The organism is Rhizobium sp. SG570, from assembly GCF_012275345.1.
Classification (GTDB): Bacteria; Pseudomonadota; Alphaproteobacteria; order Rhizobiales; family Rhizobiaceae; genus Rhizobium; species Rhizobium lusitanum.
The window spans coordinates 45,769-65,380 of record NZ_JAAZQI010000017.1 but is presented as its reverse complement, the minus strand read 5'-3'; the positions used below and the strand labels follow the sequence as shown (position 1 = coordinate 65,380).

Below are 19,612 nucleotides of genomic sequence, written 5' to 3'. Positions count from 1 at the left end.
CCCTCCCTCAGACGCGTTCGATGATCGTGGCAGTGCCCATGCCGGCGCCGATGCAGAGCGTGACCAGCGCGGTATTGAGGTCGCGGCGCTCCAGCTCGTCCAGAACGGTGCCGAGGATCATCGCGCCGGTGGCACCCAGCGGATGGCCCATTGCGATGGCGCCGCCGTTGACGTTGATCTTGTCGTGCGGAATGTCGAAGGCCTGCATATAGCGCAGCACGACGGCGGCGAAGGCTTCGTTGAGTTCGAAGAGATCGATATCGGCAAGGGTCATGCCGCTGCGCTTCAAGAGCTTTTCGGTGACGTCGACGGGGCCGGTCAGCATCAGCGCCGGGTCAGAGCCGATATTGGCAAAGGCCTTGATGCGGCCGCGCGGCTTCAGACCCATGCTTTCCCCACCCGCCTTGGAGCCGAGCAGCACGGCGGCAGCGCCATCGACGATGCCGGAAGAATTGCCGGCATGATGGACGTAGTTGATGCGCTCCACTTCCGGATGCGCCTGGATGCCGACGGCTTCGAAGCCGCCCATCTCACCCGGCATCTGGAAGGAGGGATTGAGCGAGGCCAGCGCCTGCATATCGGTGCCGGGGCGCATGTGCTCGTCGCGGTCCAGAATGGTCAGGCCGTTGATGTCCTTCACCGGGACGACGGAATTCTTGAAGTAGCCCTTCTCCCAGGCATTACCAGCGCGCTTCTGGCTTTCGACGGCATAGGCATCGACATCATCGCGCGAGAAGCCGTATTTGGCGGCGATGAGATCGGCTGAGACGCCCTGCGGCATGAAATAGGCCGGGAAATTGACCGAGGGATCCATGAACCACGCGCCGCCGGACATGCCGAGACCGACGCGCGACATGCTTTCGACGCCGCCGGCAATGACGATATCATCAGCCCCTTGCGCGATCTTGGCCGCGCCGAAATTCACGGCATCGAGGCCGGAGGCGCAGAAACGGGAAATCTGCATGCCGGGCGCCTTGGTGGAGTAGCCCGCTTCGAAGGCAGCACCCCTCGGGATGACGGCGCCTGCTTCCATGACCGGATCGACGCAGCCCATGATGATGTCGTCAACCGTCGCTGTGTCGAGGCCGTTGCGGTCGCGGATCGCTTCAAGCGTCTTGGCGGCAAGACGTACGGACGGCACTTCGTGCAGCGATCCATCCTTCTTGCCCCGCCCGCGCGGCGTGCGCACATGGTCGTAAATGAAAACCTCGGTCATGTCTCATCTCCCTGCGGCGGCGTGCCGCCTTCCAATTCAGCATATGGCGACCGAAGCCGCGAATTCCCCACTCTCCCCGCCGGGGAGAAGGTCGAACTCAAAAGGCTTCCGCCGCCAGTTCCATCATCGTGTCGGCGCCGGTTTCGATGCGGGCCTTGCGCAGCGCCGTTTCCGGCATAATGCGCTCCATGTAGAACCGCGCCGTGACAAGCTTGTTCTTCAAATAGTCTTCGCGCGCGCTGTCGCCGTTCGCAAGGCCATCCTGCGCCGCCTTCGCCATCTTCGCCCACATATAACCGAGGACGACGAGGCCGAAGAGGTGCATGTAATCGGTCGAGCCGGCACCGGCATTGTCGGGCTTGGCCATGGCGTTCTGCATGAACCACATGGTCGCGGCCTGCACGTCGTTCAAGCCCTTCTTCAAATGCTTGGTGAAGAAGCCCATCTGTTCGTCGTTGCGATGCTCCTCACAGAAATCGCCGATCTCCTTGAACATGGCCATGACGGCGCGGCCGCCGTTCAGCGCCAGCTTGCGACCGACGAGATCCAGCGCCTGAATGCCGTTGGCCCCTTCATAGATCATGGTGATGCGGGCATCGCGGACATACTGGCTCATGCCATGCTCTTCGATATAGCCGTGGCCGCCAAACACCTGCTGCGCCATGACGGCATGTTCGAAACCCTTGTCAGTCATGACGCCCTTGAGGATCGGCGTCGCCAGGCCGAGAATATCGTCGGCGGACTGGCGTTCCTTCTCGTCTGGCGAGCGATGGGCGATATCAGACTTCAGCGCCGTCCACAGCAGAAAGGCACGGCCGGCCTCGTTGAAGGCACGGATGGTCATCAGCGTGCGGCGGATATCGGGATGGACGATGATCGGATCGGCCTTCTTGTCCGGCGCCTTCGGGCCGGACAGCGAACGGCCCTGGATGCGCTCGCGGGCGTAGGCTGCCGCATTCTGATAGGCAATCTCGGCGATCGAAAGCCCCTGCAGGCCGACGCCGAGGCGCGCCTCGTTCATCATGACGAACATGGCGTTGAGGCCCTTGTTCTCGGCCCCGATCAGGAAGCCCGTCGCCCCGTCATAGTTCATCACGCAGGTCGCGTTGCCATGGATGCCCATCTTATGCTCGATCGCACCGCAGGAGACCGGGTTGCGGGCGCCAAGCGAGCCGTCTTCCCTAACGAGAAACTTCGGAACGATGAACAGCGAAATGCCCTTGGTGCCTCCAGGCGCCCCCTCGATGCGGGCAAGAACGAGATGGACGATATTGTCCGTCATGTCGTGCTCGCCGGCGGAAATGAAGATCTTCTGGCCGGAAATCTTGTAGCTGCCGTCGCCTTGCGGAACCGCCTTGGTGCGCAGCAGGCCGAGATCGGTGCCGCAATGCGGCTCGGTGAGGTTCATGGTGCCGGACCATGTGCCATCGACCATCTTCGGCAGATAGGTCTGCTTCTGCGCGTCGGAGCCATGCACGAGGACGGCCGCGATCGCGCCCTGGGTGAGGCCGGGATACATCATCAGCGACATATTGGCGGCGGAGGTGTATTCGCCGACAGCGCAATGCAGCACATAGGGAAGCCCCTGGCCGCCGAATTCCTCCGGCACCGCCAGACCCAGCCAGCCGCCTTCGCGATAGGCTCGATAGGCTTCCTTGAAGCCCTTCGGCGTCGAGACGGTGCCGTCATCATGGCGCACGCAGCCTTCCTGGTCGCCCGAATAGTTCAGGGGGAAGAGCACCTCTTCGGACAGCTTGGCCGCTTCGCCGACGATCGCTTCGATCATGTCGGGCGTGGCTTCGGCGTAACCCGGCAGATTGTTGTAACGCTCGAGCCCGAGCACATCGTTCAGGACGAAGAGCGTATCGTTCACCGGGGCCTTGTAGACTGGCATTTCTCGAATTCCTCCAATTCGCCGCCGGATCTCAGATTCCGGCCACCGGGCTACTCTTACAAAATATTGACGTTTGCGTAAACGTCAAATTTGTACCGCGCGTTGAAATTTTGGTGACGGGCGATGCGGGAACTGTTGGATCCAGGCAGTGGGAAACACCGGTTTTGGAGGTGCCGCCGGCGCAGTCCCTTCATAAGAATATCCGAACATTCGATTATGGAACCGAAATAAAAGGTTAAGACTTCGGCAAAACTTAACGAGTTGTTTACCACGTTTCGTAAATTGTACGAGTTGAGCAGCAATGCTTCGCGTTTCTTCAATTTTGTCCTTTGAGGAAACGCCGTTTTGCGGCTCGGTTTGAGGAAAGCCAATATATTTATCCCTTTCCGAATGGTGGGATGCGGGCGGCGCGGAAACGTCGCGATGTCCTCGTCCTGTCAGTCCGGTGGCCCGTAGTGGTCGATAGTTCGAAGCGAGCAAAAGACATGAGCGGATCGCGATCAAATCCTACCGGTACGGGCGACTGGGCGTCGCTGGACGCTTTGAGCCGCACGATCGAGGGGCTGGAGGCGCGCATAGAGGGCCTGATGGGCACCGCCGCCTCCCGGGACACCCGCCAGCGCGTTGCCGGCGGCTATGCAGCCGCTCCCGAGCGGGCCGCTGTACCGGAGCGCATGTCGCCACGCGTCGAACGCGAGGCCCCTGTCAGCCGACCCTATGAACGCCCGCTGCGCGCCGAGCGCCAGGAAAACGATATCCGTCCCGACCCGCTTGCGGAGATCCGCCAGCGTCAGCGCGCGCTTGAGGCGAACCGCGAGCGGCTGCACGCGCGCCGTGACGATATCGCGCATGCCGAACCGCAGCCGACCCGCCGGCAGGTTGATCCTTATACCTCCGCGCGCCAGCCGCAGCGACTGACCGCCGAAAGCTCAGTCGACATCGCCCAGGCGCTCGTCAACCTTCGCCAAGATCTCAAGCGTGACATCGCCGAAAGCGTGACCCGCGAAGTCGGCGCCTTACGTCTCGAAATCCGCGACATCCGCGAGAGCGCGCAGAACACGCAATTCGCCGCCGACGTTCGCGAAGACATGACTCGCCTTGCCGACAGCATCAATCAACTCGCTGGCCAGCCGGAAACGATGGGCCTGAAGGCCGAGTTCGACGAGCTCCGCTCCCTGATGGACGGCCTTGCCCGCGAGGAATCCCTGCATCATGTCGAGCGCCAGGTTAAGGCAATCGACACCGCCGGCCTGCAGGACGAACTCGTTTCGCTTGCTTATCGCCTCGACGACATGAAACAGCAGCTGGCCGGCAGGAACGACAGCCCGGCCGTGCATGCCCTGGAAAACAAGCTGCTGGCGATCGCGACCGCCGTGGAGAGCTTCGGTAGCATGATGCAGCCGCAGGATCAGGCGATGCAACGGCTGGAAGGCCGCATCGGCGGCCTTGCCGATCAGATAGACCTGATGGGCCGCGATGCGGCGCGGCGCCAGCCGGCCGACGATCTCTCCGCTCGTCTTGAAGCGCTCGCCGTGCGTATCGACGAATTGGGCAGCGCCAAGGCCGTCGCCCGGCTCGAGGAACGTCTGGACCAGCTTTCCTACATGATGGAGCACGCGCAGAAGGCCGCCGTGCAGCCCGAGCTCGTCGGTTATCTCGCCGACATCTCCCACAAGATCGACGCACTGGAGCATGGATCGGTCGACCATGTACTGGCGGACCGGCTCGATTACCTGGCCCGCCGCATCGACGAGATGGATTTTCATCCGCCGCTTCCCGCGGCCGGCCTTGACGACGGCATGGCACACCGGCTGGAGGGGCGCCTGTCCGATATCGCGGCACGGCTGGAGGCCAGCACGGCCGCAGCGCCGACGGACACGCAGGCGCTGCGCAATCTCGAAGAGCAGATTGCCCATCTGTCCGCGTTGCTGACGAATGAACCGAGGGCTGCTGCCGACCACATCCCGGTCGATTTCGACCGCCGGATGAGCGCCATCGAAGACTATATGGCGACCAATGACGAATACATCATCGAAGCGGCGCGCCACGCGGCGGAAGCCGTCGTCGAGGCCTATTCCCGGGACGGCGGGATCGGCAATGGCGTGCAGGCCGCCGATATGTCCGCTCTTAGCGCGCTCGCCGAGGATCTTCGCCATTTAGAGGATCTCAGCCGCAGCAGCGACGAACGCACGCACCGCACCTTCGAGGCGCTGCATGGCACGCTGCTGCAGATCGCCGACCGCCTGGATCACATGGAGCATCGCCGGCCGACACCTGCCATGCCCGGCGCCGGCTTCGAAAGCGACGTCTTCGCCGAAGAGAATGCGCCGGCCGTGAAGCCGCCGAGGGCTGCGCAGCAGAAGGCCGGGCCGATCATCCGCACGATTGCGCCCGCCGAATCCGCCGTCTCTTCCGAGGTCGCCATCGCGGAAGCGATCGATGCCAACACGAAAGCCGAAATCAAGGCGGCTGCGAAGAAGAGCGGCTCGAAGGCCGGCCTGCTCGCCAGCCTTGGCAAGCGTTTGTTCACGCCCGAAAAGGCGGAACCGATCTTCCCGCCGGACCGCCCGGTCATCGAACAGGCGCCGTCGATCGATCCCGCCGACATGATGCCCGCCGAAGAGGCCAACGCGCTGCTGGAGCCGGGCTCGGGCGCGCCCGACATCAAAAAAATCCTGGAGCGCGTGCGCGCCAGCCAGAATGCCGCGCGCAACGGCAACAGCCGCCAGCCGACCGAAATCGAACGCGCCGACTATATCGCAGCAGCCCGCCGCGCCGCTCAGGCAGCGGCGATGGAAGTCGACCAGACGCAGCGCTCGACCCCTTCGTCCAAGAAGGACGCAAAAAAGGGCGGTGCATTTTCGCGCTTCCGTCGGCCGATCCTGCTTGCCGTCGGCGCAGCCCTGCTCGCCATCATGGCGTTTCCGCTGGTCAACACGCTGACGCGCGGCCAAAAGGCCCTGCCGCCCGCAGAGGTCTCGACGATGGCCTCGCCGGCAGCCAGCGCCGCGACCAACGGCATCGCCGCCAATGCAAGCCCGATGGTGAACAACCAGCAGCTCGCAAACCAATCCGCCTTGCCTGCCGTTTCCACGGGCAATGCGGCGGACGTTCAACAGACGGCAGCGCCCACCAATCCGGCCCCTGCGCAGACAAACGATCACCTGACGGTCGCTGCTCCGCTCGACGGCAACCAGGCAAGCGAGGCTCTGGCTCCGGTCGGCAGCACGCCGCCGTCCGCACAGCAGACGGCAGCCTTCGTTCCGGCCGACAAGGCAGCGCCGGCAGCAGCTTCCTCAGCGCCAACGGACATCAGTGTGCCCGACGGCATCCAGCCGCCTTCGCTCGCCGCCGCCGCCAAGTCGGGCGACCCGGTCGCGCTTTTCGAAATCGGCGCACGCTATACGGATGGTCGCGGCGTCGCGGCGGATCTCAAGCAAGCGGCAAGCTGGTATCAGCTTTCGGCCGACAAGGGTTACGCGCCCGCGCAGTATCGTCTTGCCAGCATGTACGAGAAGGGCAACGGCATCGACCACGATCTGGCCAAGGCCAAGCAATATTACGAGCAGGCCTCCAATCAGGGCAACGCCAGCGCCATGCATAACCTCGCCGTCCTCTACGCCTCGGGCGCTGCCGGCCAGCAGGATTATGATTCGGCGGCAAACTGGTTCATCCGCGCCGCCAACCTCGGCGTGTCCGACAGCCAGTTCAACCTCGCGATCCTCTATGCGCGCGGCAACGGCGTGAAGGCGGATCTGCAGGAATCCTACAAGTGGTTCGCGATCGCCGCAAAGAGCGGCGACAAGGACGCCGCTCAGAAGCGCGACGAGGTCGCCAACGCCATGAAGCCGGCCGATCTCGAAAGCGCTCGCGCCAAGGTCGACCTCTGGAAAGTGCAGCCGACCGACGCCAAGGCCAACGGCACCGACATTCCGGAGGAATGGACGACCGGCAAGGGTGTGAACACAGCCTCCATCGACATGAAGAAGGCTATTCGCAACATCCAGGCGATCCTCAACAAGAACGGTTTCGACGCCGGTGCGCCTGATGGCAGCATGGGCGACAAGACCGTGGCGGCATTGAAAAGCTTCCAGAAGTCGGTCGGCCTGCCGTCGGACGGCCGGGTGACCGATCAGGTCGTCAAGGAGCTTCTGGCCCGCAACAAATAGGCTTTGCGGCTCCTGCGGAGTTCAGCAAATCGACATGCCGGCGCCACCACGCCGGCATTTTTCGTTTCGGGGAGCCGCGATACGCACTGCCGTCCACATCCTGTCACCCGTCTGCTGGATCAACGTCACAGAAATGCGGAAAAATCCGCGCTAGAGTGGAGCCAGCAATTCGAAAACTGAAGCGGCACGGCTTTTCCTAAGGCTCTGGCAACGATTTCAGATTAGAATCCGCTGTTTAAAGGGGAAAATGGTCCGGGCTCCGGTCGACATGCCGGAATGCCTGCAAATGGGAACAACGCGTGACGATCTATCTGCCGATCGCAGAACTGTCGGTGAATATCCTCATTATTCTCGGCATGGGCGCAGCCGTAGGGTTCCTCTCCGGCATGTTCGGCGTCGGCGGCGGCTTTCTCATCACGCCCCTCCTGATCTTCTACAACATCCCGCCCGTCGTCGCGGTCGCCACCGGCTCCAATCAGGTCGTCGCCTCCTCGGTCTCGGGCGCGCTTACCCATTTTCGCCGCGGCTCGCTCGATCTGAAGCTGGGGGCGATACTTCTGGCGGGCGGCCTTGCGGGTGCGACGTTCGGCCTCTGGCTGTTCGTGCTGCTGCGCCGACTGGGCCAGATCGACCTGATCATCTCGCTGATCTACGTGCTTTTGCTCGGCACTGTCGGAACGCTGATGCTGTGGGAAAGCGTGCGGGCGATGCGCCGGGCCGCGGGAAAGCTGCCGCCGTCCTCCGGCAAGCCGCGCCATCATAACTGGGTGCAGCGCCTGCCTTTGAAGCTGCGCTTCAAGAAATCCAAGCTCTATCTCAGCGCCATACCGGTCGTCGGCCTCGGCTTTTTCGTCGGCATGCTGACGCCCATGGGTATCGGCGGCGGCTTCATCCTCGTGCCGGCCATGATCTATCTGCTGCGCGTTCCGACGAACGTGGTCGTCGGCACCTCGCTGTTCCAGGTCATTTTCGTGACGGCTTTCACCACCATCGTCCAGGCCGCAACCAACTATTCCGTCGATATCATACTGGCCTTCCTGCTGATGGTGGCGGGCGTCGTCGGCGCCCAATACGGCGTGCGCGTCGGCCAGAGGCTGCGCGGCGAGCAGTTGCGCGCCTTGCTCGGCCTCCTCGTTCTCGCCGTCGGGCTTCGCCTGGCGATCGCCCTGGTGGTCACGCCAGCAGACGTCTATTCGGTCGTGCTCGAAGGGGTGAGCAGATGAGACGCTTCGGCTTGCTCATCGCCGCGACACTGCTGCTTGCGCCGCTCGGCGGCCAGGCGCAGGTGCTTCTCGATCAGCCGACGACCTCGACGTCATCGCGCGAGACTATGGAGATCGGCACCTCGACGAGCGAGATCGCCATCACCTCAGACTTCGCCGGCGCCGACCTGACGATCTTCGGCGCCCTTTCGAACACCGACCAGCTGCTTCTGGCGATCGGCCAGTATGACATCGTCGTCGTGCTGGAGGGCCCACGCGAAAACGCCACGGTGCGCAGGAAGGAACGGGTCTTCGGCATCTGGGTCAACACCCGGTCGATGACATTCGAGCATGTGCCGCAGGCCTATTCTCTGTCGAGTACGCGCGCCGTCGACAATATCACCGCGCCGCTCGAGCTCAGCGACCGCGGCATCGGCGTCGACCATATTCCCCTGACCCCGGTCGGCTTCGTCGGCAATGTCGCCGATGTGCCGGAATTCCGGCAGGCCTTCCGTCGGCTGCAATCGGCCGGAGGCCTCTATGAAAGCGATCCGGCAGGCGTGCGCTTCGTCAGTTCCACACTGTTCAAAGCGACGCTCAGAATACCCGCCGATGTGCCGAACGGCGTGCATACGGTGCGCGCCTATCTCTTCAAAACCGGCAAGTTTCTGAACGAAAAATCCCTGCCGCTGCGGGTCATCAAGACCGGCATAGAGCAGATGATAACCGACGCCGCGCACCAGCGACCGATCACCTACGGCGTGTTCTCCGTCTTGCTGGCATTGATTACCGGATGGGCGGCAAGCTTCATATTCCGGAAAAGCTGATCATTCGCTTTTCTTGCGCTCGACGACCGCGAGATAGGCTTGCGTCAATCTGCCAAGCACCGACGGCGTGCCCGGCAGCAGCACCTTGCCGAGATGCCTAGCGCGCAGTTCGTCCATGAAATCCTCCCAGAGCTTCGGCCCACCCTCTTCCAGCAGCTCGGCGCGGATCGACAGTTCCTCCGAGACCGGAAGATGCTTGCGGCCCCAGGCGCCCATGTGGGCAAAGAGCGGCACGAGATCGATCGCCATCTCGGTGAGGCTGTAGACGGCTTTCTGTTTGTGGGTGGGATCATCGTCACGGGTGAGAAGCCCGCGCTCGACCAGCCGCTTCAGGCGGTCGGCGAGAATATTCGAAGCGATACCCTCCTCCGACTTCTGCAGCAGCTCGCGGAAATGGCGGCGATTGCCGAACATGATGTCCCTGATGATGATCAGGCTCCAGCGATCGCCGAGGATTTCCAGCGTCAGATTGATCGGGCAGCCTGAGCGGTGCAATGCGTCCATAAGAGTCTCCAAAAACTGCTTGCATTTTGCCATCAGTCGAACTAGTTTTCAACTGCTTGCATTTGGCAAGCGGTTTTGATTGTGATGCGGTTATGGCGAAGGAAAAAACGATGAGGAAGCTTGTTGTCTGGAATCTCATGACGCTCGACGGCTACTTCGAGGGAATCAAGCCATGGGACCTCGATTTTCACATGCTCGCCTGGGGCGACGAACTGGAACGCTATGCGACCGAGCTCGGCAACGAGGGCGACCTATTGATCTTCGGCCGCAAGACCTATGAGGGAATGGCCGCCTACTGGCGGACCGCAACTGAGACACCCGATATCGCCGCTTATATGAACGGTATCGCCAAGATCGCCGCCTCGCGGACGCTCGACAAGGCGGAATGGAACAATACCCGCGTGGTTCGCGACATTGCCGCCGAAGTCAGGAAGTTGAAGGAAGAGCCCGGCAAGACCATGTTCGTCTTCGGCAGCGCCGAGGTGACGGATGTGTTGCTCAAGGCTGATCTGGTGGACGAGATCCGCATCTGCCTCGTTCCCGTCGTGCTGGGCGCCGGCAATCCGCATTTCAAGCCGGCAGCCGAGCAGAGACCGTTGAAGCTGCTTGAATCCAGAGCACTGAAAACGGGAGCGGTGGTCCTGCGCTACGAGCCGGTGAAATTTGCCTGAAATGCTTCAGGCCGACAGATTGCCAAACCGCACCGAATAGATCCGGTCGCGGCCGAGCAGATGAGCGATCAGGCTCTCCGGCTCGAACAGGCCGGCCATGGCCTTGTGACGAAGGTCGAGGCCGCCGGTCATGACGCCGAAGGCGGGCATCAGCAGACGTGCGCCGTCCGTGGCGAAACACGGGCGTCGCACCGATTTCTCACGGCGACGGACGGTGGCGGAAGGATGCAGGTGGCCGGCGATCTCGCCGGCATGCCGTCCCGCCTTCGGCTCATGGCGGAAGGTCAGCCCGCCATAGTGCATCTCGTCAACCGAATGACCGGGCAGATCGACGGTACCATCAGGATCGTGATTGCCGTTGATCCAGATCCATTCGCGGCCGCGCGCCATGGTGACGATCAGACTCCGAAACTCCTCCGGCAGATGCTGCGAGCCGACGCGATCGTGGAAATTGTCGCCAAGCGAGACGACGAGCTTCGGGTCGTAACGGGAGATGACGGCGGCCAGCACGGTCAGCGTCGCCAGCGTATCGTAGGGCGGCAGCAGTATGCCGCGGCGGGCGAAAGCGGCGCCCTTTTCCAGATGCAGATCGGAAACGACGAGAATGCCGGCATCCGGCAGATAGAGCGCGCCGAGCGGATCGCAGAGGGCGGCAACGCCGTGAACGACGGTCTCGACGCCCGACGCAGTTGCCGCGCAGTTCCCTTGACCGTTGATATCTCGCGCTAGCGCCAGGCGGTTCATCACCCTAATACTCTACCTTTGTCGTCTGTTTCGCATGATCTCATCCAATAACCGCTTCACACTTTTTGGGATCATGCTTCATTCCATGGCCTCGCGGATCAGGTCGTCGGCAGCCTCCGCAAGCACGGCATCGTGGGCCTCGCCAGGCACCGGCACCTTGCCGATTTCCAGCATCACCGGCACGGCGAGCGGCGAGATGTGATCCAGCGCCCGGTGGGTGATATGGCCTTTGATTCGTCTCAGCATATCTCCAAGTCGGCCGATATCCAAAAGTCCCGTCGCGGCATCCTGCCGGGTCGCCTGCAGCAGGATATGATCCGGCTCGTGGCTGCGCAGCACGTCATAGATCAGGTCGGCGGATACCGTCACCTGACGGCCGGTCTTTTCCTTGCCGGGATGCCGGCGCTCGATCAAGCCGGCAATCACGGCACAATTGCGGAAGGTGCGTTTCAACAGGAAGGATTCGTCGAGCCAGGCCTCGAGATCATCGCCGAGCATGTCCTCGTCGAAGAGATCGGAGAGGCTGAGACGGCGATTGGCGATCATCATCCCCATATCCTCCAATCCCCATATGCCAAGGGAATAATCGGTGGCGACAAAGCCCATCGGCTTGGCCCCGGCCCGCTCCAGCCGGCGGGTCAAGAGCATGCCGAGCGTCTGGTGCGCCAAACGCCCCTCAAAGGGATAGGCGACCATGTAGGCGCGGCTGCCGCGTGGGAAAGTCTCGATGAGAAACTCGTCGCGCCGTGGCAGCAGCGATTTTTCCTTCTGGAGTTCCAACCAGTCACGCACCTGATCCGGCAGGCGATGCCGTCGGTCGGGATCGGCGATCATCGCCCGCACCTGATCGGCGAGATAGGTTGACAGCGGAAACTTGCCGCCGGCATAGGATGGGATTTTCGGGTCCATGGAGAAAGCCTGCGACGCCAGGCATTCGTTCTCTCGGATGCCTTCGAAGCGCAGCACCTTACCGGAGAACAGAAACGTATCCCCGGGCGAAAGCTGTTCGAGAAAATACTCCTCGACCTTGCCGAGCGGCGCTCCCCCTCGCCCGAGCGAGCCGAGCGCATTACGCTTCACCATGCGGATATTCAGCATCGCCTCTTCGACGATGGTGCCGAGGTTGAGACGGTATTGTTGGGCGACCTGCGGATTGGAAACGCGCCAGCGCCCTTCCGGCGTCTTGCGGATGCGGGCATAGCGCTCATAGGTCCGGAGCGCATAGCCGCCAGTGGCGACGAAATCGACGATGCGCTCGAAGGTTTCCCAGGAGAGATCGGCATAGGGAGCGGCGCTCTGCACCTCATCATAGAGCTCCAGCATGTCGAAGGGCTCGGCGCAGGCCATGCCGAGCACATGCTGGGCGAGAACATCGAGCGCGCCGGCGCCGATCGGCGGCGTATCCTGCGCGCCGATATAATTGGCGTCGAGGGCTGCCTGGCATTCCATGACCTCGAAGCGATTGGCCGGCACCAGGATTGCCTTGGAAGGCTCATCCATGCGGTGATTGGCGCGGCCTATACGCTGGGCGAGGCGGCTTGCGCCTTTGGGCGCACCGACATGGATGACGAGATCGACATCGCCCCAGTCTATGCCGAGATCGAGCGTCGAGGTGGCGACGACAGCGCGCAGGCGGTTGGCGGCCATGGCCGCCTCCACCTTGCGGCGCTGGCCGACATCGAGCGAGCCATGGTGCAGGGCGATCGGCAGGTTGTCGTCATTGGCGGACCACAGCTCCTGAAACAGCATTTCTGCCTGCGAGCGCGTGTTGACAAAGAGCAGCGTGGTGCGATGGGCCTTCAGCTCGCGATAGATATCGGGGATCGCATACTTCGCGGAATGGCCGGACCAGGGGATGCGCTCTTCGGTTGATAGTATCGATATGTCAGGCTTGGCGCCGCCATCGACCAGAACCAGGCCGGCATGTTGCTCCTTCCCTTGCTCTTGCGCCACCAGCCATTTCTGCAGGTCCATCGGCTGGGCGACGGTGGCCGAAAGGCCGATGGTCCGGACGCTTGGCGCGAGCCTGCGGATGCGGGCGAGACCAAGTGAGAGCATGTGACCGCGCTTGGAGGTGACCAGCGAATGCAGCTCGTCGAAGACGATATATTTCAGATCCTTGAAGAAGCGCTCGGCCTCGCGATTGGCGAGCAAAAGCGCCACCTGCTCTGGCGTCGTCAGAAGAATATCGGGCGGATTGAGTTTCTGGCGCTGCCGCTTGCCGGCAGGCGTATCGCCGGTGCGGTTTTCGACCGAAACAGGCAGACCCATTTCGGTAACGGGCTTCATCAGGTTGCGCTCGATATCGACGGCGAGCGCCTTCAGCGGCGAGATGTAGAGCGTATGGATGCCGGTGAAGGCCGAGCCGGGCGGGACTTTGCCGCGGCGGGTGAGATCGGTGAGCGACGGCAGGAAGCCCGCCAGCGTCTTGCCCGCGCCCGTCGGTGCGATCAATAGCGTGCTTTCGCCGGCCTCGGCGCGAGCTAACAGTTCGAGCTGATGGGCACGCGGCTGCCAGCCCTTTTCCGCAAACCAGCGGATGAAGGGGGCAGGCAGGGCAAGAGGGTGCTCCGGGTCGATCTGGTCCACGCGGGCAAATGTAATGGATATGCGGCGGATGAGAAGCGGGGATGTTTGACTTCGCATCGTTGGTTTTGGAGTTCGTAGAAAGTGTGCACCCCCCTCTCTCATTGTCGTGACATCTCCCCCACAAGGGGGGTGTCGGGCGCGCAGCATATCGACAGCCACCTTTCAGGCTACATACCGCCCCAATTAAAAAAACAATTGACTCCGAGAATAATCGCGGATAAAAAATATCCATGATTAGAGAGGCAGAGACATGAAACTCGGAGACGGCGTCGAACAATCCATCCATTGCGTCAGCATGCTGGCTGGATTGTCGGATGGAGGTGTGCTTTCGGCCGCTGCCCTTGCCGAATTTCATGGCGTCTCGGTCAGCTACCTTCTGAAGCATCTGCAGGCGCTTTCGGGCGCGGGCATTCTCGATACGGTTCCAGGGCCGAAAGGCGGCTATCGGCTGGCGCGCAAGCCCGAGGCGATCAGCCTGCTTGATATCGTGCTGGCCGCCGAGGGTCCGGCGCCCGCCTTCCGCTGCGCGGAAATCCGCCAGCGCGGCCCGAGCCCATTGCCGGGGCGCTATTTCGCCAAGCCCTGCGGCATCAACGCCGCCATGCTTGCGGCTGAACGCGCCTATCGGGCCGAACTGGCCAAAACCAGCATCGCCGACGTGCTGACCGACCTCAGCCAAACGGACACGGACGGCGGCATAAACGCGAGGGGCTGCGCCTTTCTCGCGATCCATGAACGTAAGACCAAAAGCTGAACCAAGAACTTGCACCCAAGGAGAAGACCATGCATCCCCGTTTCAATTTCGCCAAAGCCTCGCCCGACTCCTACAAGGCCATCGTCGCACTGGAAAACTTCGTCCAGAGCTCGGGTCTGGAGCGCCGCTTCATCCACCTGATCAAGCTTCGCGCCTCGCAGATCAATGGCTGCGCCTATTGCGTCGACATGCATGTGAAAGAAGCCCGGCACGACGGACTTAGCGAACAATGGATCAACCTGATGTGCGTCTGGTGGGAATCGCCTGTTTATGACGACCGCGAACGCGCCCTGCTTCGCTGGGTCGACTCCGTCACCAAGATTGCACAGACGGGCATACCGGATGCCGACTACGAACCGCTGAAACAGCATTTCAGCGAAGAGGAGATCGTCAAGATCACCGTGGCGATCGGCGCGATCAATATCTGGAACCGGCTCGCCGTCGGCTTCCGCGCGCTGCATCCGGTCGATGCGGCAAACAAGGCGGCCTAAGTTTCCTTTTCCTAAACATGCTGTGCGTCTCCGCTCGCCACTGGACGCCGTCATCCTCGGGTCAAGCCCGAGGATGACGGAGTTTGGGTTAGCAGCCGGCGCACATGAGAATCCGGGCGATAAACGCCATTTGATAAGCTCAGAACTGGCCCAAAAAAACGAATGACGCGGGACCGAAGTCCCGCGTCATTCATTCACTTTCCTATGCTCAGCAAGCCAAGCTTGGAAGCTTTAGGCGGCAGCCGAAGCGAAGCCTTCAGTCGAGACTTCCGAGATGGTCTTCAGAACCTGCGAAGCGATCTGGTAGGGGTCGCCTTGCGAGTTCGGGCGACGATCTTCGAGGTAGCCCTTGTAATCGTTCTTGATGAAGGAGTGCGGAACGCGGATCGAGGCGCCGCGGTCAGCAACGCCGTAGCTGAACTTGTTCCACGGAGCCGTTTCGTGCTTACCGGTCAGACGCTTGTCGTTGTCCGGGCCGTAGACGGCAATGTGAGCGTCGAGGTTCTTGTCGAACTGAGCCATCAGCGCTTCGAAATAAGCCTTGCCGCCGACTTCGCGCATGAACTTGGTCGAGAAGTTGCAGTGCATGCCCGAGCCGTTCCAGTCGGTGTCGCCGAGCGGCTTGCAATGGAACTCGATGTCGATGCCGTACTTTTCCGTCAGGCGCTGCAGCAGGTAGCGGGCCATCCAGATCTGGTCGGCGGCCTTCTTGGAGCCCTTGCCGAAAATCTGGAATTCCCACTGGCCCTTGGCCACTTCGGCGTTGATGCCTTCATGGTTGATGCCGGCTTCCAGGCAAAGATCGAGATGCTCTTCGACGATTTCGCGAGCAACGTCGCCGACATTGCTGTAGCCGACGCCGGTGTAGTACGGGCCCTGCGGAGCCGGGTAGCCGGCTTCCGGGAAGCCGAGCGGACGGCCGTCCTTATAGAAGAAGTATTCCTGCTCGAAGCCGAACCATGCGTCTTCATCGTCAAGGATGGTCGCGCGGCTGTTGGAAGCGTGCGGCGTAACGCCGTCCGGCATCATGACTTCGCACATGACGAGGGCGCCGTTGGTGCGGGCCGGGTCGGGATAGAGGGCGACGGGCTTGAGCACGCAATCGGAGCTGCGGCCTTCGGCCTGCATCGTCGACGAACCGTCGAAGCCCCAAAGCGGAAGCTGCTCAAGCGTCGGAAATGCGTCGAATTCCTTGATCTGCGTTTTACCGCGCAGGTTCGGTACCGGGGTGTACCCGTCGAGCCAGATATACTCGAGCTTAAATTTCGTCATTACGCACCTCATAACAGTTAATCAGGCGAAGTAGAAAAAATTGCCGGCACGCCCGCCGAAAAATCCTTCACTACAAACGGCTGCCACATGACATGCATTTGACATGCCAGATTACGCGGCTGTTCGACTCGAGCGACGAGGATTTCGCAATTCGCACGCTTTTGCGCGGGGATTTATGAGCATTAAATGCCCAAATCTTTTCAAATCGTAAGCCGCTCGACGGCAGGTGCTGCCAACTTGTCGCACCCTCGCCGATTCGGGCCGGCCTGAAAAATCGGCCGGTTCAGACAGGGGCGCCGATCTGACGACATCTAAATTGCCTATAATTTCAACGTTTAGCATTTTTTTTGAGCAAAATGCTGAAATCTGCGTTTGGCTCTGCTATATAGGAGTTGTCTCTTCAAGCACGCCCGCTTGAACACCAAAAGGAGAGACAAAGAATGGTAATCCGTGTTCAACACGAAACGGCAAAGATTTATCAGTTTCCCGTCAAGGCCCGCCCTACCGCGGTGGGCCAGCGCGCTAAGCTAAACCTCACCCCGGACATCGGCACGAGCATCGCGACGGCTGCATTCGACAGCTGGTATCACGAAGCTGCGATCGTCGAGTCCGACGAGACCCGCAAACAGTAAATCACTGGCCGTCTAGAAGGCGATATAGCGATCCGAGCGGTGATTGATCGCGAGGAAGAGGTTGAGGGCGATTGCGCCCAACACCGAGCAGATGACCACGAATGGCGAGGTCACTGCAAAAGCGACCGCGAGAACGCAAAGGTCGACCGCAAGCTGCACTAGCCCCGCACGTATGCCGAAACGCTCCTGCAAATAGATCCCCAATATGCCGACACCGCCCAGGCTGGCGCGGTGACGGTAGAGTGCGAGCAGTCCAAAGCCGAGCAGGACGCCGCCGAGAAGTGCCGACCAGAGGGCATTGACATGGGCCACCTCGAACAGGCGCGGCTGAATATTGGTCAGCAGCGAGGTCAGCGCAATGGCGATGAAGGTCTTCACCGTGAAGGCGGGACCGAGCTGCTTCAGCGACAGATAGAAGAACGGCAGATTGACCACGAAGAAGGCCAGGCCGAAATTCACGCCGATCGCATAATGCAGCAGGAAGGCGACGCCGGCGGTGCTGCCCGTCAACAGCCCGGCGCTCGAAAGGCAGAAAAGCCCGAGCGACGAAACCAGACTGCCGGAAACTATGCCTTGAATATCCTCGACCAGGGAATGCCGGGTCGCGGACGTGTTCCAGACGCCAAAGGCGCTCTTCAGGTTTGCCATGTGCTTTCCCCTTTGTTTTCAGGGAATTTGCTGAAAGCCCGCACCACAATCAAGAGCAAATATGTAAGGAATGCTGACCTATTTAAAATTCGCAAGAATCGATCGGTCAGGCGGATTTGCGCGTAATGAACAGAATGCCGTGGACCGGTTTTCCGGCATCCATGCGAATGATGCTGCGCGCGAGATCCTGTACCGCAAAGCCATGGTCGGCCAACACCTCCCTCACATAGGCTTCCGAATGGGCGAAACGCAGAGAGTGGCGTAGCACATAGCCCTCAGGATGCTCCGCATCCTCGACCGAAAAGGCGAAGACGGCATTGTCGGCCGCCAGCATGCGCGTGATCGCCATGATGCCATGCAGATCGCCCAGATACATCAAGACATCGGCGGCGGTGATGAGATCCGCCCGTCCCGGCGCCAGCCCGGCATCGAAAACGCCCGACAGAAGCGGCTCCAGCGACAGATCGGCCTGGCCGAGATGGTCGTAGACGCCCTTCTCCGCTGCCTTGGCGAGCATGCCCTTCGACAGATCGAAGCCTTCGAGCCGATCGACGCGCCCGCGGATCTCCGGCCCGAACAGGCCGGTGCCGCAGCCGAGATCGACGGCGAGTTGGAAATGCGTTGATATATCGGCCGTGCCGGCGATCAGGGCCGCAAGCTTGCCCGGAACGCTATAGCCAAGCTTCCCCACCAGCGAAGTCTCGAACCGATCGGCGTAATCGTCGAACAGCCGCTCGACGTAAAGGCTCGGGGGCCGATCCGGCACCGCCACTGCTCCCAGAACCGCAAGCTTAAGGCGCGCGCCGAAGACGTCGCCGGCATCCAGCGCCAGCACCTCGTTCAATGCAGCGATCGCGCCCGGCACATCGCCGGCCTTTTCGCGATAGGTCGCGAGGGTGAACCAGCCCGCGGCCCAGTGCGGCACAAGCTCCAGCGCCTGTTCCATCAATTCGCCGGCGCTCGCTGGCTCGCCGCCCTCGGCAAGCATTTTCGCGTAGTCGGCACGACGGTCGGCAATGACATCGCCGGAGGAAAGCTGGCTCGGCAGCATGGGTTCGATCCTGTTTGACGCTCGGCTTTGGACGCGGCCACAAAAAAACTCAAGTCCTATTTCAGGCAGACGCGTGTTTGAGATGGATGCCAGGCAAAAGCGCTTGCGCGCAGCAGCCCGCGGCCCTATCTCAAAACCGACCGACTGCCCATTATGGAGACGTCAGCATGTCCGATCAGGTGAACAGATTCCTCGGCGACTCGCCGGGCCGCACAGTGGTGAAGCTCGTTGTCGTGTCGCTCGTCGTCGGCTTCGTGATGAAGTTCTTCGGCTGGCGGCCGCTCGATTTCCTCAACGGCCTGCGCCGCTTCGTCGTCGATCTCTGGCACAGCGGCTTTGCTGCGCTCGGTGAATTCGGTGATTATCTGGTTATTGGCGCATCCATTGTCATCCCGCTCTTCATCATTCTCCGATTGTTTAATTATAACCGCTGACATGAATTCCCAGACATTGCCTTATACGCGCCGCGATACGCTGCGCCTCGCCGCCCTTGCGCTCGCTGCCTCCGTTGCGAGCTGCGCCACGCCGCCTGCCCGCCTTTCCAACACGCCGGCCAGCGACCAGACCGCCTCCGCCCTACCGCTCGTCAACGCGCTGCGCGCCAAGAACGGGCTGCCGCCGCTGAAGATCGACACCGCCGCCAGCACCGCCGCCGTCTATCAGGCGCGACGCATGGCGGATGCCGGCAAGATGGAACATCTGATCGGCATCGGCGACGATTTCGGCAAGCGGGTCAAGGCGAGCGGCGTCAAGTTGCCGGCCGCCGAAAACATCGCCGAGGGCCAGCGCGACGTGAACGCCGCTGTCACGGCCTGGATCAATTCGCCGAAGCATTTGCACAACATGCTCGGCAAATATGACGGTATCGGCGTCGCTCTTGCCTATGCCCCCTCTTCCGGCAGCAAGCCCTATTGGTCCATGGTGCTCTCCACGGATTGAGGAGGCGCG

General features: G+C 61.6%; 17 protein-coding genes. 9 read left to right on the top strand and 8 right to left on the bottom strand.

Features of this window, described 5'->3' with window-relative positions; translation table 11 throughout:
• Window positions 1-7: 7 nt before the first annotated feature.
• Together FHT28_RS27725 and FHT28_RS27720 are read right to left on the bottom strand one after the other, a co-directional pair.
• Entirely contained in the window at window positions 8-1,216 is a 1,209-nt protein-coding gene (locus FHT28_RS27725) for an acetyl-CoA C-acetyltransferase (RefSeq protein ID WP_168597964.1), read from the bottom strand.
• Window positions 1,217-1,313: 97 nt separating this feature from the next.
• Window positions 1,314-3,110 carry an acyl-CoA dehydrogenase C-terminal domain-containing protein gene (locus FHT28_RS27720; protein WP_168597963.1) on the bottom strand — a complete coding sequence of 599 codons (1,797 nt, stop codon included), beginning with the start codon at window positions 3,108-3,110 and terminating at the stop codon, window positions 1,314-1,316.
• A 485-nt stretch (window positions 3,111-3,595) separates the two neighbouring features.
• Here FHT28_RS27720 and FHT28_RS27715 point away from each other — a divergent pair, with 485 nt between their 5' ends.
• From FHT28_RS27715 to FHT28_RS27705, 3 genes are all read left to right on the top strand, one after another.
• Complete coding sequence (locus FHT28_RS27715; RefSeq protein WP_168597962.1) at window positions 3,596-7,279, top strand: peptidoglycan-binding protein; 3,684 nt, start codon at window positions 3,596-3,598, stop codon at window positions 7,277-7,279.
• A 299-nt stretch (window positions 7,280-7,578) separates the two neighbouring features.
• On the top strand, window positions 7,579-8,502 hold the full coding sequence (locus tag FHT28_RS27710) for a sulfite exporter TauE/SafE family protein (RefSeq protein WP_037203176.1): 924 nt from the start codon (window positions 7,579-7,581) through the stop codon (window positions 8,500-8,502).
• On the top strand, window positions 8,499-9,308 hold the full coding sequence (locus FHT28_RS27705; RefSeq protein WP_168597961.1) for a TIGR02186 family protein: 810 nt from the start codon (window positions 8,499-8,501) through the stop codon (window positions 9,306-9,308). Before FHT28_RS27710 ends, FHT28_RS27705 begins: the two co-directional genes overlap by 4 nt.
• Here FHT28_RS27705 and FHT28_RS27700 read toward each other — a convergent pair whose 3' ends face one another.
• Window positions 9,309-9,812, bottom strand: a complete 504-nt coding sequence (locus FHT28_RS27700; protein WP_047641038.1) for a helix-turn-helix domain-containing protein — start codon at window positions 9,810-9,812, stop codon at window positions 9,309-9,311.
• A 110-nt stretch (window positions 9,813-9,922) separates the two neighbouring features.
• Between FHT28_RS27700 and FHT28_RS27695 the strand changes: the two genes are divergently transcribed.
• Window positions 9,923-10,483, top strand: a complete 561-nt coding sequence (locus FHT28_RS27695; protein WP_047641203.1) for a dihydrofolate reductase family protein — start codon at window positions 9,923-9,925, stop codon at window positions 10,481-10,483.
• A gap of 6 nt (window positions 10,484-10,489) precedes the next feature.
• Here FHT28_RS27695 and pdeM read toward each other — a convergent pair whose 3' ends face one another.
• Together pdeM and FHT28_RS27685 are read right to left on the bottom strand one after the other, a co-directional pair.
• Window positions 10,490-11,227, bottom strand: coding sequence for a ligase-associated DNA damage response endonuclease PdeM (gene pdeM / locus FHT28_RS27690; RefSeq protein ID WP_168597960.1), 738 nt, complete (start codon window positions 11,225-11,227; stop codon window positions 10,490-10,492).
• A gap of 78 nt (window positions 11,228-11,305) precedes the next feature.
• Window positions 11,306-13,816 (bottom strand): ligase-associated DNA damage response DEXH box helicase, encoded by a 2,511-nt coding sequence (locus tag FHT28_RS27685; RefSeq protein WP_047556063.1) that lies wholly within the window; start codon window positions 13,814-13,816, stop codon window positions 11,306-11,308.
• Between the two features lie 250 nt (window positions 13,817-14,066).
• Between FHT28_RS27685 and FHT28_RS27680 the strand changes: the two genes are divergently transcribed.
• Window positions 14,067-14,570: an Rrf2 family transcriptional regulator gene (locus tag FHT28_RS27680; RefSeq protein WP_168597959.1), complete on the top strand. Its 504-nt coding sequence runs from the start codon at window positions 14,067-14,069 to the stop codon at window positions 14,568-14,570.
• 29 nt (window positions 14,571-14,599) lie between these two features.
• The gene (locus FHT28_RS27675) at window positions 14,600-15,061 is read left to right on the top strand and encodes a carboxymuconolactone decarboxylase family protein (protein ID WP_037203170.1); all 462 of its coding nucleotides are present in this window, start codon (window positions 14,600-14,602) and stop codon (window positions 15,059-15,061) included.
• Window positions 15,062-15,292: 231 nt separating this feature from the next.
• On the opposite strand, the gene FHT28_RS27670 is transcribed toward FHT28_RS27675, so the two are convergent.
• Window positions 15,293-16,333 carry a glutamine synthetase beta-grasp domain-containing protein gene (locus FHT28_RS27670; RefSeq protein WP_037203169.1) on the bottom strand — a complete coding sequence of 347 codons (1,041 nt, stop codon included), beginning with the start codon at window positions 16,331-16,333 and terminating at the stop codon, window positions 15,293-15,295.
• Between the two features lie 440 nt (window positions 16,334-16,773).
• On the opposite strand from FHT28_RS27670, the gene FHT28_RS27665 reads away from it, so the two are divergent.
• On the top strand, window positions 16,774-16,965 hold the full coding sequence (locus FHT28_RS27665) for a DUF2735 domain-containing protein (protein WP_047641204.1): 192 nt from the start codon (window positions 16,774-16,776) through the stop codon (window positions 16,963-16,965).
• A 12-nt stretch (window positions 16,966-16,977) separates the two neighbouring features.
• On the opposite strand, the gene FHT28_RS27660 is transcribed toward FHT28_RS27665, so the two are convergent.
• Window positions 16,978-17,613: a YitT family protein gene (locus tag FHT28_RS27660; RefSeq protein WP_047556068.1), complete on the bottom strand. Its 636-nt coding sequence runs from the start codon at window positions 17,611-17,613 to the stop codon at window positions 16,978-16,980.
• A gap of 106 nt (window positions 17,614-17,719) precedes the next feature.
• The gene (locus tag FHT28_RS27655; RefSeq protein ID WP_168597958.1) at window positions 17,720-18,664 is read right to left on the bottom strand and encodes a methyltransferase domain-containing protein; all 945 of its coding nucleotides are present in this window, start codon (window positions 18,662-18,664) and stop codon (window positions 17,720-17,722) included.
• A gap of 167 nt (window positions 18,665-18,831) precedes the next feature.
• On the opposite strand from FHT28_RS27655, the gene FHT28_RS27650 reads away from it, so the two are divergent.
• Together FHT28_RS27650 and FHT28_RS27645 are read left to right on the top strand one after the other, a co-directional pair.
• Complete coding sequence (locus FHT28_RS27650; RefSeq protein WP_037203165.1) at window positions 18,832-19,098, top strand: DUF6460 domain-containing protein; 267 nt, start codon at window positions 18,832-18,834, stop codon at window positions 19,096-19,098.
• A gap of 1 nt (window position 19,099) precedes the next feature.
• A complete protein-coding gene (locus FHT28_RS27645; protein WP_037203163.1) occupies window positions 19,100-19,603 on the top strand; it encodes a CAP domain-containing protein in 504 nt (167 codons plus the stop codon).
• The last annotated feature ends 9 nt before the right edge of the window (window positions 19,604-19,612 follow it).